This window comes from Phycisphaerae bacterium, from assembly GCA_018003015.1.
GTDB lineage: Bacteria > Planctomycetota > Phycisphaerae > UBA1845 > PWPN01 > JAGNEZ01.
In genome coordinates this window covers 1-13,377 of record JAGNEZ010000004.1, presented here as the reverse complement: position 1 = coordinate 13,377, position 13,377 = coordinate 1, and the positions used below count along the sequence as shown (strand labels likewise).

Annotated in this window: 10 protein-coding genes; 2 read left to right on the top strand and 8 right to left on the bottom strand. The window is 62.0% G+C overall.

Going from position 1 to position 13,377, the window contains the following annotated elements; translation table 11 throughout:
• On the top strand, positions 1-3,978 hold a 3,978-nt coding region (locus KA354_02700), incomplete at its 5' end, for an HYR domain-containing protein (GenBank protein ID MBP7933535.1).
• Positions 3,979-4,157: 179 nt separating this feature from the next.
• Here the strand turns inward: KA354_02700 and KA354_02695 are convergent.
• Together KA354_02695 and KA354_02690 are read right to left on the bottom strand one after the other, a co-directional pair.
• On the bottom strand, positions 4,158-4,583 hold the full coding sequence (locus tag KA354_02695) for an STAS domain-containing protein (GenBank protein ID MBP7933534.1): 426 nt from the start codon (positions 4,581-4,583) through the stop codon (positions 4,158-4,160).
• Positions 4,584-4,621: 38 nt separating this feature from the next.
• Positions 4,622-4,816: a hypothetical protein gene (locus KA354_02690; GenBank protein ID MBP7933533.1), complete on the bottom strand. Its 195-nt coding sequence runs from the start codon at positions 4,814-4,816 to the stop codon at positions 4,622-4,624.
• Positions 4,817-5,260: 444 nt separating this feature from the next.
• Here KA354_02690 and KA354_02685 point away from each other — a divergent pair, with 444 nt between their 5' ends.
• Positions 5,261-5,827 carry a DUF3750 domain-containing protein gene (locus tag KA354_02685; GenBank protein MBP7933532.1) on the top strand — a complete coding sequence of 189 codons (567 nt, stop codon included), beginning with the start codon at positions 5,261-5,263 and terminating at the stop codon, positions 5,825-5,827.
• A 58-nt stretch (positions 5,828-5,885) separates the two neighbouring features.
• On the opposite strand, the gene KA354_02680 is transcribed toward KA354_02685, so the two are convergent.
• The 6 genes from KA354_02680 to KA354_02655 form a co-directional block, all read right to left on the bottom strand.
• Positions 5,886-7,421: a response regulator gene (locus KA354_02680; protein ID MBP7933531.1), complete on the bottom strand. Its 1,536-nt coding sequence runs from the start codon at positions 7,419-7,421 to the stop codon at positions 5,886-5,888.
• Between the two features lie 50 nt (positions 7,422-7,471).
• Positions 7,472-7,939: a hydrogenase maturation protease gene (locus KA354_02675; GenBank protein MBP7933530.1), complete on the bottom strand. Its 468-nt coding sequence runs from the start codon at positions 7,937-7,939 to the stop codon at positions 7,472-7,474.
• A gap of 8 nt (positions 7,940-7,947) precedes the next feature.
• On the bottom strand, positions 7,948-9,510 hold the full coding sequence (locus KA354_02670; GenBank protein ID MBP7933529.1) for a nickel-dependent hydrogenase large subunit: 1,563 nt from the start codon (positions 9,508-9,510) through the stop codon (positions 7,948-7,950).
• A 23-nt stretch (positions 9,511-9,533) separates the two neighbouring features.
• Entirely contained in the window at positions 9,534-10,472 is a 939-nt protein-coding gene (locus KA354_02665; protein ID MBP7933528.1) for an NADH:ubiquinone oxidoreductase, read from the bottom strand.
• An 11-nt stretch (positions 10,473-10,483) separates the two neighbouring features.
• Positions 10,484-11,140: a PAS domain S-box protein gene (locus KA354_02660; GenBank protein MBP7933527.1), complete on the bottom strand. Its 657-nt coding sequence runs from the start codon at positions 11,138-11,140 to the stop codon at positions 10,484-10,486.
• 1,214 nt (positions 11,141-12,354) lie between these two features.
• Entirely contained in the window at positions 12,355-13,245 is an 891-nt protein-coding gene (locus tag KA354_02655; GenBank protein MBP7933526.1) for an HlyD family efflux transporter periplasmic adaptor subunit, read from the bottom strand.
• Between the last annotated feature and the right edge of the window lie 132 nt (positions 13,246-13,377).

Sequence of the window (13,377 nt, the reverse complement as noted above, 5' to 3'; positions counted from 1 at the left end):
GTCTACAGCGGGACCGCCACGTTCACCGGCACGCTGGGTGGCACCGGCCGGATGGCGATCGCCGGCGGCACCGCCAATTTCGAGGATGAAGCCCAGAAGGAACTGGCCGGCGGATTGGCATTCACCAATGGCGCGCTGGGCGGCACCGGCACGCTGACGCTCAAGGGTACCTCGACCTGGAGCGGCGGGACGATGACCGGGAAGTTAATCGATGACCGCTGGTATGGTTCGACGGTTGTAGCCGCCGGGGCCAGCCTGAGTATCACCAACTCGGTCTACCTCTATCGCGACCTGACCAACGACGGCACCATGACCTGGACAGGTGGCAACATCTACGGCGGGGGCGGCACGACCCTGACCAACAACGGCCAGTTCACGATCGACTCCGGCTCGAACCTGGGATGGTACTCGAATTACGGAAATCACACCCTCGCCAACGTCGGCACATTCACCAAACGCGGCACGGGCCAAGCACTGTTTGCCCACTACAGCAGTTACCTCCAGTCATTCAACAACAACGGCACGGTCTCGGTCGAGGCGGGAACCCTGTACCTGCAGTGCAACTTCCCGAACTTCGCCGGGTCAACCTTGACTGGTGGCACTTACACGATCAAGGGCAAGTTCTACTTCCCAAACGCCAACATCGTCACCAACGCCGCGACGATCGTGCTCGACGGGCCAGCCTCGCAGATCGCGGATCAATCGAGCCAGGACGGGCTGCGCGGCTTCGCGACCAACTCCTCTGCCGGCAGCTTCACGGTCACCAACGGTCGCAACCACACCCGGACGGGTGACTTTGCCAACGCCGGGACCATCCGGGCCGGAACCAGCAGCACGTTCACGGCCACCAGGCAGTACACTCAGTCGGCTGGTGTCACGGAACTTGATGGCGGAACACTGGTGGCAACCACGCTGGCCGCCATTCAGGGCGGTGAGCTGCGCGGCAACGGAACAGTCAATGCCGTCGTTGAGTCGTCAGGAGTGGTGAGCCCCGGCCTCTTGTCGCCCGGCAAGGTCGACATGTCCGCAACCTATACGCAGAACACCACTGGAGGATTGGCTATCGAGATCGGTGGAACCACTCCCGGCAGCGGATACGACCGGCTCAACGTGACCGGTGCGGCCGCACTCGCCGGCGGCGCCACGCTGACGCTCCTTAACGGCTACGACCCACCGGCGGGATCGTCCTACGATGTCGTGACGGCCGGATCGATCACTGGAACCTTCACCCTGCTTAACCTTCCGCCGCTCCTCAACGAGAAGTGCTGGCACGTCGACTACAACGCCGACAGCGTTCGGCTCACCGTCTACAGTCCACCAGTCATCACTCAGCAGCCCGTGGGCGGCGAGATCTGCCTCAACGCGACCGTTGTCCTTTCCGTCGCCGCGACCGGAATACCCGCGCCGACCTTCAAGTGGCGCAAGAATGGGTCTGAACTGCCAGGCGAGACAGGAAACACGCTGACCATCACCGGTTTCAACGCCGGCCATAACGGCGACTATGACGTGGTCCTGTCCAACGAGTGCAAGATGATCATCTCCGACACGGCCACGCTCTTCCTCGACCGCACGCCGCCGACCATCACACAGTGCCCCGCGGATCAAGACCTGTCCGCCAACACTTCCTGCCTGGCCGCGATCCCGAACCTCATCCCCACACTCGTAGCCGTGGACCTCTGCGACCCGAATCCGGTCTTGACCCAGAGCCCGGAAGCCGGCACGCTTGTGGGCCTCGGTGAAACGACCGTCACCCTCACTGCAACCGACAACGCCGGCAACAGCTCCCACTGCACGGCCATCATCACCGTACAAGATACCACGGCCCCGGTCATCACCCTTAACGGTCCCGGTGAGATGACAATAGAGTGTAATCCTTCTACGGTCTATGTCGAGCAGGGAGCCACCGCCGCCGACAATTGCGACGGCGCCTTCTCGGCAACGGTGGGGGGCGATGTCGTAAAACCAAACCAGTGCGGCGACTACGTTGTGACCTACAGTGCGGTCGATGCGGCCGGCAACCTCGCCATCACCATCAGCCGCACCATCCATTTGGTCGATACCATTCCGCCGATCATCAACAATCTGCCCGCGGATCTGACTGTCGAGTGCCAGGGTCCGTCCGGCGTGCCTGCCATCGATCCGACCGTGGCTGCCTTCCTGAGCATGCCCACAGCAAGCGACGCGTGCGATCCGAACGTGCCTGTCACCCATGACGCTCCCGTCACCTTCCCGCTGGGCAGCATGCTCGTCACCTGGACCGCCCAGGATGAGCAAGGGCACCTGGTGAGCGCGAGCCGGACCGTGACCGTCATAGATACAACCTCGCCGATCATCACTTGCCCCAGCGCACCGGCGCCCATCTCCGTGGATGCGAATTGCCAGGCCGCTGTACCCGATCTGGTATCTGCCGCTACCGCATCCGACGTCTGCAACGGCAGCGCTTCGATTTCCCAAAGCCCTGCGGTTGGCGCAATCATCGGCTTGGGCAACACCTTTGTGACGCTCACCGCGACCGACGGCGTAGGCAATCAGTCGAGTTGCCAGGTCACGGTGACCGTGGTGGACACGACACCACCGACGATCGCCTGCCCACCGGCACCAGCACCGATCAACGCCAACACCAATTGCCAGGCCGCAATTCCCGACCTGACCCTCGGCGCGGTCGCCGGCGACAACTGCTCCGTCAGTCTGACACAAAACCCAGCCCCGGGGACTCTCGTTGGGCTGGGCGACACAGTGGTAACACTGACCGCCACTGACGGCGCAGGCCTGACGGCGACTTGTCAAGTCAAAATCACTGTAGTCGACGTGACGCCACCAACCATCACCTGCAACGCTCCCCCGGCACCACTGAACGCGAACACAGACTGCAAGGCCGCCGTCCCTGATCTGACCGGCAGTGTGGTGGCCACCGACAACTGCTCCGTGACTCTGACGCAGGTCCCCGCTGCCGGAATGCTCGTCGGACTCGGCGATACCGTCGTTACGCTGACGGCAACCGACGGCGCCGGCTTGACTGCCAATTGCCAAATCACAGTGACGGTCGTGGACAACACCCCGCCCACGATGACTTGTCCAAGTCCTCCGGCACCGCTGGCCGCGGACGGGAACTGCCAAACGGTGCTTCCCAACCTGGTGCCGCTGGCTCAATTCGCCGACAACTGCTCGGTGTCCGCAACCCAGTCGCCCGAGGCCGGAACGGTGATCGGCCTCGGGGACACCGTCGTTACCCTGACCGCCACCGACGGTGCCGGCCACACCGCGACCTGCCAGGTCACGGTCACGGTCCAGGACGACGACGCAGACCGCGACGGGGTACCCGACTGCGCCGATGCCTGTCCCGACACCGTGCCGGGTACACTTGTCGATGCCTCCGGTTGTCCACCCGTGATCCTCGGCGACTTCGACCGCGACGGTGATGTCGATCTCGACGATTTCGGTGCGTTCAAACCCTGCGCCGCAGGTCCGACGATCGCCTTCCCCGCCGGCTGCGAGGCCAAGGACTTCGATTCGGACGCCGACGTCGATCAGGCCGATTTCGGCGCCTTCCAGCGATGCTACAGCGGTTCAGGCCACCCAGCGGATCCGAGATGCGTTATGCAAGGCGCTCACATCTCCAGAACCTGGAGAAGCGAGTGCATGCCCGGCAATCCGCTGCTGAAGGACGGTTATCCTTGGTGCGGCAAGGATGAACTCGACGTGACCGTACAGAGCCGTTCTCTTCAGGTCACACACCGCAACGCTGCGTACAACTGCTGCCTCGACGATATCCTGGTCACGCTGGATGTTCACGGAGCGTTCCTGCATTTCCAGGAAAAGGAATTGCTCACAACGGGCTGTCACTGTCTGTGCTGCTATGACACCACCACCACCGTCGAGGGCCTCACACCCGGCGTATACCGAGTTGAGTACTGCTGGATGGACGAGGAACATGGTAACATGTGCCTGACGGAGGACGTGACCGTTCCGTCGCCCTAGGCAGCACCATTGTCACCCAGTCGTCTCCGGATTCCGCCGAGGATCTCGCCCACCCGAGGCCTTCGGTGGCGTCTCGTGCAGCGAAGTACGTGACAGCCCGCGCCCGGAGATCGCGACTCTCCTGGCAATCGAGGTCGCACCAGTCGAGACGATTCCGCGAAGCTGACCGCCGGCAACACTCAATGGTCGGCAAGCGGAAGTTGCTGGCCGACGACGGTTGCGACGAGGTGATGCTGGTCGGACTTCTGCACGCTCTTCGGCAAGGAGGTTGCGACCCGGTCCACGCTATCGTGGATCTCGATAACGGAGTCGAGATGGGTCACTCGAATGGTCGTGAGAAGGTGGGGATCAAGGTTGACCAAGACGAGCCTGCGACCTTCGAGTCTGAGACGCTGGGCGAGTTGCACGAGGAGGCCAAGTGAACCGCTCGGAGCGAAGTGCACCCGACTGACGTCCAGAACAATAGGCACGCCGGTCCGTTTGGCGGCCGCAGCACGCACGTCGACGACGAGCTTCCGCATGGTCGCTTCGTCAAGTATGGGTTTGCACACTCTGACGAGAAGCACGCTTTCGTGGGGCAGAATCTCGGTCGCCGTGTCGAACATGGTCGAGGTCTCCGCGTTACTTGACCCTGTAGTATGAGTCACACCCACTCGGGCATCCGCACCTTGCCCGCCGCGATACAAGCGCACCCCAGACCCACTTCCGCTATGCCATCCAGCCGCTGCGTCAGACCGGCAGCTTCCCCGCAAGCAGAGAGCACGCGGGGAGTGCCCAGGACTGCTACGCCCAACGCAAGCCGAAGGTCGCTCTTTCGCCGAGATACCGGAATTGACATGACGTGCTTCCTTCAAACACTTCCCGGACGTTCGAATGGAAGCCCCCTTTTCCCCCTGATGATATCGAATATGTCTCCCCGCTTGTCAAATGGGGAACCTTGTTGTTTTCTGGTATGACCTGACTCCAGCAAATCCCGTCAGGCGCCTCGGAAACGAACGCGTCCGAGAATCCTGTCTTGCCCTGCACCTGCAGTCCGCCGGCGGGCGAGCGCATGCGCGAACCGGACGATCCCAAGGCAATCCTGAGCATGGACTTCACACCCTCCAACCTCCGATCCCGTCACGCAGCTTCACGGGCTGCTGCAATCCATGGCACGATCGACCTTTCGGGTCACCCGGCTGCCCCTGCTGTCTTGCCACCAGTTTCAATCCCATCGTACTCGCGAGAAATCATGTGGTATACTGGCATCGTGGGGTTCCGTTCGAAGCCCGGAGTTGAGCCTGTGGCATGCGGCATCAGTAGACAAGCGTATCGCTCCCCGCGGGCGGTGTGTTTCACCTTGACCGCGGCGGCGACGGCATCAATCATGGCTTGCCTGGGCGCTCCCCAGCCGCCGGATCAAACGCCGTTTTCGCCACTGGATTCGTTATGCCACGACGGCGAGGCCTTCGTCCGGCTCTATGCTGCCCCTCTTCCCCTGGTCGAGTCCATTGCCATCCACGCATGGTTTGTGGTCAAGCATGCTGACTCGGCGGAGTTGCATCGCTGGGAGGTCTGGGTCAGTGCCGCGGAGCCGTACAGTTACGTTCGAGAAGATCTGTTTCCGCCGGAGGGTGACATGGGAGCGGGCCGTGCCTACGTCCTCGCGGAGTTGACCGGCGCGGCAAGCGAACCCGTGATTACGTTCATCGAGACGCGATCGCCCGACTATCCGTGCAGAGGCCACTACAGCCTGGTCTGGGGCCCAAACAGCAGCACCTATGTACAATGGGTCTTGACGGAGTCCGGTTGGGGCGTGGTCCTGCCACCGAGTGCGATGGGCAAAGACGTCCCGGCTCATTGCCCCTGAGGATCCATGCGGTCGCCCCTGCGATCGTGAATATCTTCTAACGCGCCTTACCTGTCGGTCACGAGTCGCAAGTTGAGTCGGCTGCCACCTGAATCAGGACCTCGCCTCCGGATGCCGTTGCCTCCATCGTTGCGGCGGACCGCCGCAGCTGCTGCCGGATGGCCTCGATCAGCCTGCGCTTGTCTATCGGCTTGCTGGTGTAATCGTCGCAGCCGGCCGCAAGGCACTTCTCACGGTCTGAGGCCATGGCATGGGCAGTCAGGGCAATGATCGATCCGGTGTGCCCTTTCTGGCGAAGGAGTCTGGTCGCCGCATAGCCGTCCATGACGGGCATCTGCATATCCATGAGAATGACATCGAATGGGCAACCGCGGTCCCGGGCGGCAAGGGCCGCGTCCGCCCCCAGCTTCCCGTTCTCAACGACGGTCACGGTTGCTCCTGCTTTCCTCACCATGTGTGCGATCAGACGCTGGTTGTCTGGACCGTCTTCGGCAAGCAGGATGCGGCAACCGCTCAAGCAGGCTTCTTCGGATTCTCCCTTCCGTTCGCTCGGCTTGTCGATGACCATTGTGGTCGAAGCGGGATCATCGATCATCGTCACGTTGTCGAGGGGCCCGGTCGCCACGCTGATCCTGAAGTGAGCTCCCGCACCTGGGGTAGTCTCAACCAGGGTAATGTCGCCACCGAGCATCATTGCCAGCCGCTTGCTGATGGTCAGACCCAAACCCGTTCCGCCGAACTTGCGGGTGGTCGAAGTATCGGCCTGCGTGAACGGCTTATACAGGTTGGCAACCTGCTCTTCGGTCATACCAATCCCCGTATCGACAACATCGAACTGAACCAGCGGCTCGTTGTCCGCTCTCGCAAGACGAGAGACCAGTCGAACTCGGCCAACCTCGGTGAACTTGATTGCATTGCCGATCACGTTGACCAGGACCTGCCGCAGACGCGTTGGATCGGTCCGGATCGATTCGGGCATCGCCCCATCGTATTCGATTTCGAGCGACAAGCCCTTCGCGCTTGCACGCACTCGCATCAACGAGGCTACCTCGACAATCAGGCGGCAAGGCGAGCACGAGATCCGCTCGAGCGTCATCTTGCCGGCCTCGATCTTCGAGATGTCCAGGATATCATTGATGATCTGCAGTAGGTATTCACCATTGCTCTTGATGATCTTCGCCGCTTGGATCTGTTCCGCGGAGGCATCGTGGAGGTTGTTGCCCTCCAGCAGCACATCCGTAAAACCGAGGATCGCCGTCATCGGCGTTCGAATCTCGTGGCTCATGTTCGCCAGGAACTCGCTCTTGGTGCGAGTCGCCTCCTCGGCGGACTCGCGTGCTCCGGCAATGTCCTCCATCATGTTGATGGCGGCCACCTGCATATCCTCAAGCCTTTGCCTGTCACGGGCCAGTTCGGCTTCCCGCATCTCCGATTCCCGCAATTTCTCCGTCAGCTTCGCGCCCAGTTCCTGTTCGACTCGGGCCTGCTCCTCCAGCCGCAACAGGATCTCTTCGATCTTGACGAATTGCTGCACGACGAGTTCAGCGGTGAGGTCTGAAGCTTGTCTAGCGATGCGGACTTCCTCACGGAGCATCCTGTTCTCCTCGAGGAGGTCCGCCATACTGCATTCGCGCGAGGTTGGCTTCACGAACTTGCCCCCGCAGCCTGATCCGCTCGCCCGTGCTCCCCGGCGTCACCGGCCACCGCCATTTCAATGCACAGATCGGCCGCTGCCCGGATCACCCGGCCATCAGCGGCACCCTCGATTCCGATCACGCGGATTTCCGGGAGCGGACCATCGACGGTGCTTTGAAGGACACCAAGCAGATACGCCAGTCCAGCGTCATGGCTGTAGACGACGGGTGTCCTGCCCATCGCTTCCTCTCTGGTCAGGACGACGATCGAACCTGGTGGGCCGAACCCCGACACGGCGTCCACAAAGACCACGCGGTCAGTCCCGTCCACAAACCGAAGCAGGTCGAGGCCTGACAGTCCGCCGTCGATGACCTCAACGTCGGGGGGGAGCGTGGTCGAGGCCAACCGGTCGTAGACCAGCACTCCGCTGGCGTCCTCGGGTCTGTAGCGATTGCCCACACAGACAATGCGTTTCATCCCACGCCTCACAGGTCTCTGCGAATCAGGCTGCACCCGCCACGGAGGGCGTGTACGGTGCAGACCAGGCAGGGGTCGAACGATCGGACCACGTGGCCTAGTTCCACCGGATCCTCCGGATCAGCAACCGGTGTTCCGATCAGCGCCTCCTCCCAAGGTCCCCGGACGTGGCCGAAGTCGCGCGGCGAGCCATTCCACGCCGTGGGCGTGATAATCTGATAGCGTTGAATGCTGCCGCCTTCAATCCTCACCCAGTGTCCCAGCGCTCCGCGGGCGGCTTCCACAGTCCCGAATCCCTCGCCTTCAGCGATAGCCGACGCGGGATCATAGAAGGTGCCGTCCGGGCATATCTCCGAGAGCCATTGCTTCATGGCCGGCATCAGTTCCGCCGGCCGAACCAGGCGCGCAAGCTGGCGGGCAAAGACACTAGGCCCCGAAGTCAGCAAATCGGCAAACAGTGGGTTCTGCGAAACAACCATCTCCGCGAGCGGCCCCGTCTCGGCCGGCAAGTCCGCATATCGGGGAGCTTTGGCCCAGGAGTACTTCTGGCTCTCTTCCCCGGTGGCATAGGGACGCGTCTCACCCTCGAGGGGATGTCGGCCGCCGGGGTAGTCCACATACCACGAGTGCGCAACGTGCTCGGTCACGTTGGCCGGATCGAACGGTGTAACGTGCGTCCCGCGGGCGAAGCCCCCACCCATCAAGTGGGTCGTGCAACCGTTTCGGCCACGGACCTCCGTGCCCGGTGGCAGATCGAGTAGGCCAAAGCTGATGAAACTGCCATGTCCGCCACCGATTCGGTCAAGACCGTTCTGACGGGCAAAGCGGATGAAGAAACCCAGATCGCTGTCGCGGTGAGCGGCACATTCATGAAGCCAGGTATCCAGATCCGCCCCGCTGCGAACTTCACCCCAGCGATCGATCGAGCATCCCAGAATCCGACGTTCGTACCAGGCCCGGTAGCCGGCCAGCAGATGCTGGCACTGCAGAAGGTCGGCAAGGCTGGGGACACCGGCCACCCCGCCGGGCACCATGTACGAAGAGTGCGGCCACTGTCCACCGAGTATCGCCACGATCTCAACGATCTTGCGGGTCTGCCGGATCACATCAATGGCCGTCTCTCCCTTCATCGGCGCATATCGCCTCAGGGCCTCCTCATGCAGGGGGTGTCTCTGATAAGCGCCATTCGTGAAGTCCGCCGCAAAGGTCAGAAACGTCTGCCGGACGTCGCTTTGGAGCAGTTCGGCCATGAGGGCAAGATTACGGACCCGAATGGCGTCTGGGGGCGGCCGGATTCCAGAAATCGAGTCCAGAGCCTTTGATGCGGCGGCCAGATGCGCCGTGCTGCAAATGCCACAGATGCGCGGCGTGATCACCAATCCATCAAGAGGGCCGCGGCCAACCAGGATGTTCTCGATGCCACGATACATGGTCCCCGAACTCCAGGCTTCTGACACGCGGCCGCTGTCCAGCTCGACACGGATACTAAGATCACCCTCAACCCGATTCAGCGGGATGTCGAGCGTCCTGGTCACGGATCGCTTCGCTGGATGGTTCAATGTAGCCGTCATGGGAATACGGAGTCTCCTCGCTGCTAAACACGGGTCCTGCGATCCTTGAGCCGATCCGGAGCTGCTGCTGCTGCCATGCCCTTGTAGGCCAGGTAGTGCGCCCGGTCCACACCGTCCGGAAGCTGCTTGGGAATGCCCTCAATGTTACGCGTGTAATAGAAGGGATAGGCTTGCGGGAAGTCGGGCCGCGTACAGCCGAAACACGGCACCCCAACCCGAGTCTTGGAACTACGCCGATTCCACAACACCTTGTTGCACGGCCCGTACGCCAGTGGGCCGTGGCAGCCCATGTGGAAAAACAGGCAACCCTTCTCGCCAAAGCCTTGGTCTTCAACCCGATACTCGTGATACTCGTTACGCGTGCAACCCTGGTGAACCAGCAGACCGTACCAGATGAGCGGAGTGTTGAACTTGCTGAGAGAAATCGACTGACCGCCGAGTAGCGCCGTCAAGGTACTTACGATCACATCGCTGTGACAGGGACACCCAGGCAGGTTTATCACCGGCAGGCCGCTGCGGGCCGCAAACTCGGCCCCCAAAAAGCCACCCTTTTCCCACTTGAGGAACTGCACGCCGCAGGCTTCCACGGCACCATCGGCCCCGATACCGCCAAAGCTCGCACAGGTTCCAACGGCAACAACGAACCGCGCCTGACTGGCAAGGCTCGCCACCAGATCCTTCTTGGGCCGCCCGGCCATCGCGTCGTACATGCCGGTTCCCCCCGGACCTCGTATGATGGCCCCTTCAACGCACAAAACGTCCAGGTTCTGTCGACCCGCCAGAATTCGCTCCAGAAGATCTTGATGCTGGCTATGAGTGTCAGTCGAAATGGACGGATGCCACAAGATCTCAATATCCAGCAGGGTCAGCAGCTCGACGATGTCCGGACTATCCGCGCCGAGCAGGGATATCGTGTCTCCCCCGCACCCGCCACACTGAATCCAGTACAGAGTAGCCGCCATGATTCATCCCGCTATTCACCCACAGATGCGGAGGATCTCGCGATGAGCTCATCCACCAACTGCGGACCCTGGTACTTGGGTTCACGCCCCAGCAGGCGCCTCAGATCATTAACCTCTCGTTTCAGCGCCACCATTCGCTTCTCACGATCCGTGGTGTTGGACACAAGGACTTCCATCCGTCGTTGGGCCTCGGACAGATCCTCAATCCGCCGCTGAAGCTCCCCTTCAACCCGCTTGCGATCGGTAATATCCTGGAAAGTCTCGATCGCGCCGACCAGGCCGCCATTTGCGTCTCGCACCGGAGCGGCCATGAACAAGAGCCATCGACCGCCAATCCCGAGATGTGCAAAGGCCGCTTCACACTCGTAAGCCGCGGGCAACATGGGGGATTCGCAACACCGGTCGCCGTACATCGCCACAATCTCCTCCTTGGGTCGCTCATCCACAACCAGGTCTGCCATGACCGGCCGTTCGTCGGGATAAAAGGCAGCCCATGCCTTCCGCGTACCGACAACCTCCCGGGCGGGGATCCCGGTCAGGTTCTGACAGGCTTGGTTCCAATGGGTGATGATATGCCGCCTGTCAACCACAAAAAGGGGAATGGGGGTACCGTCCAAGATGTGGGATAGCTTCTCTTCGCTTGCCCACAGAACTTGCTCCAGTTCCACCTGTCCACTGCCTTGCTGCTCAGGAATGCACCTGCGACGGACAGATCGACAACTCCGTGGTGTACAGCACAGAGCTGAGAACAGCGTCACGGCGCAACCGCCGATCAGAATAACGTATGGAGTCGCCGAGTTCGCCACCGCCGCTGCCGCACTCTCACGCAGATACCGTCGTTCCCATTCCTGCATGGTGCGAAAGCAGTAAACGCTCAGGACCAAGCCCGAAACTAGGATGATCGACGGCCGGACATACGCTGTCGTCGGCCGCCACGACCAGTCTGCAGGAACGCCGCACTCCGCGGCGTCAGTCTGGCTTACTCTGTGGCTGGCGTGCGTGGTCATCAAACCTACTTCGCTCAGGCCCCCGCTGGCCAACAGACCAGGAGCCGCTCGACCTCGGAGGAGTGGCATCATACGCCGCCCAGTCCACCCCTACCTCAACTCACGTCAATCAGCTGACGCCCCCCACCGACCAAAGGCCCGTGGCTCGCCGTCATACAGGCTACTCGTTCGACAACCTCCCCACGGGTGGAACCGCGACCCTCGTCGCATCACTTATCGGGCGGCCTATACTGCCGTCTCCCATGGTGAGATCGGCCGACCGGGACGCACGGATGAGGCCAAACCCGGCTCGGCCGCCACGAATCTGTATCTTTTTGGATAGAGCGGAGTTATGATCCCGGCCGCTCGGCCACGCCCTCCCGTGGTTCTCACCAGCACGCTGACCGGAGCGATGCCTCGGCTGGCCTCCAACCACTTGACGAGCGTGGCCCGCGTTCAGCAGGGCCATCCCCTCGAAACACGTCACGGCAAAGCGGCCTGGTGCTTGCCATCGACGGGCTCAACTGACGATCGCGGTACCGTCGCTTAATCGAGACAACGGCCATGTATCAGCTCGTCTGGCTGGCCTGTCCGCCATGCACATGGACTGGGCGGTTCTTGCCCGCTTCCCATCCTCCGGCAGCGACACCATCACCCAACCACTGGCGATTCTCCGTCTCCGGAGACGTGCCATGCCATTACCACCACCCGGGTCCGGGCCGGAGGCAGCCACAGTCACTTCCTCGCCGACCACGAAAAGGCCCTCAGCCACCGGCGGTGTATACGTTCATAGCTCTGGCGAATGGCCGTCTCGAAAGCCCCTGCCAGCCCTTGACGACCAAGCCCCTTCCCGCCGCAACGGCCTCTGGGCAACGAACCGCTCCAACATGGCGGCCCTACCGGACACTCTGCACTTTCACCCTCATTCCGGCGACGATGTCGGTCGAAGGCCGGGCCACCACGTCATCGGCTGCGGCCAGCCCCTCCACGATCTGAGCCTCGTCGTCGTTCATGAGCCCCACCTTCACGGGTACAATGACGACGACACCTCCGCGAACTACCATGGCCTGCCAGCCACCGTCTTCGCCGCGGAACAAGGCGGTCCGCGGCAAGGTGGGCACGCCGGTCGCGGAATCGTAGTAGATCCGCACCTGGACCCGGAAATCGACCCCAAGCCGCTCCGGCCGGCGCTCCAACCGTACGGCTACGTTGACCCGCTGCTGCTCAACACCCAACGAGCTGATCTTCCTGAAGCCGGCCGGATAGACCCGCAGGACCGTGCCTGCGATGGGCCCGGCATTTAAACCCTCTCCATAGATCTCAACCTTGTCACCGGGCGATACCCGCATGGCACGCTCAGTGAGGACCTCCGCGACGACCTCCATGTCATCCGGCCTGCCCAGAGTCAGGAGCGGCGTGCCGGCGGGCAGAAACTGCCGCCGTGTCTCGTGCCGCTTCAAGACCACACCATCGATCGGGCTCGCGATGGTCGCCCGCGCCAGGTTGCGCTTCTCGATCTCGAGCTGCGTCTTGGCCTCATCAAGTTGGCGCAAGAGCGAATCCTTGTCGAACGACTTGCGGTCGATGTAATCGAGGATCGACTTCGGCCCAATGTAGCTGACCGCGGCCATCGTACGTAATGCGGCAAGCTGAAGCGCATCTCTTTGGTTCTCGGCCTCCGACCGCCGCCAGTTGGTCTCCGCCAAACGATATTCGACATCGCTGGCGGCGTTGACGTCCCGGATCTTCTGCAACCGATCCAGCTCAGTCTTGGCGAAATCCGCCACCGCCTTAGTACTACAACGCTAAGGATTCGGCCATCGGCAAGGCTTTATTTCGGCCAAGTATATGCCAATCCTGTGTAAACGACGCAGTGTTCGCTTGCGGTGCGAGCATCGGGCTGCCGCATTGCGGGCTTG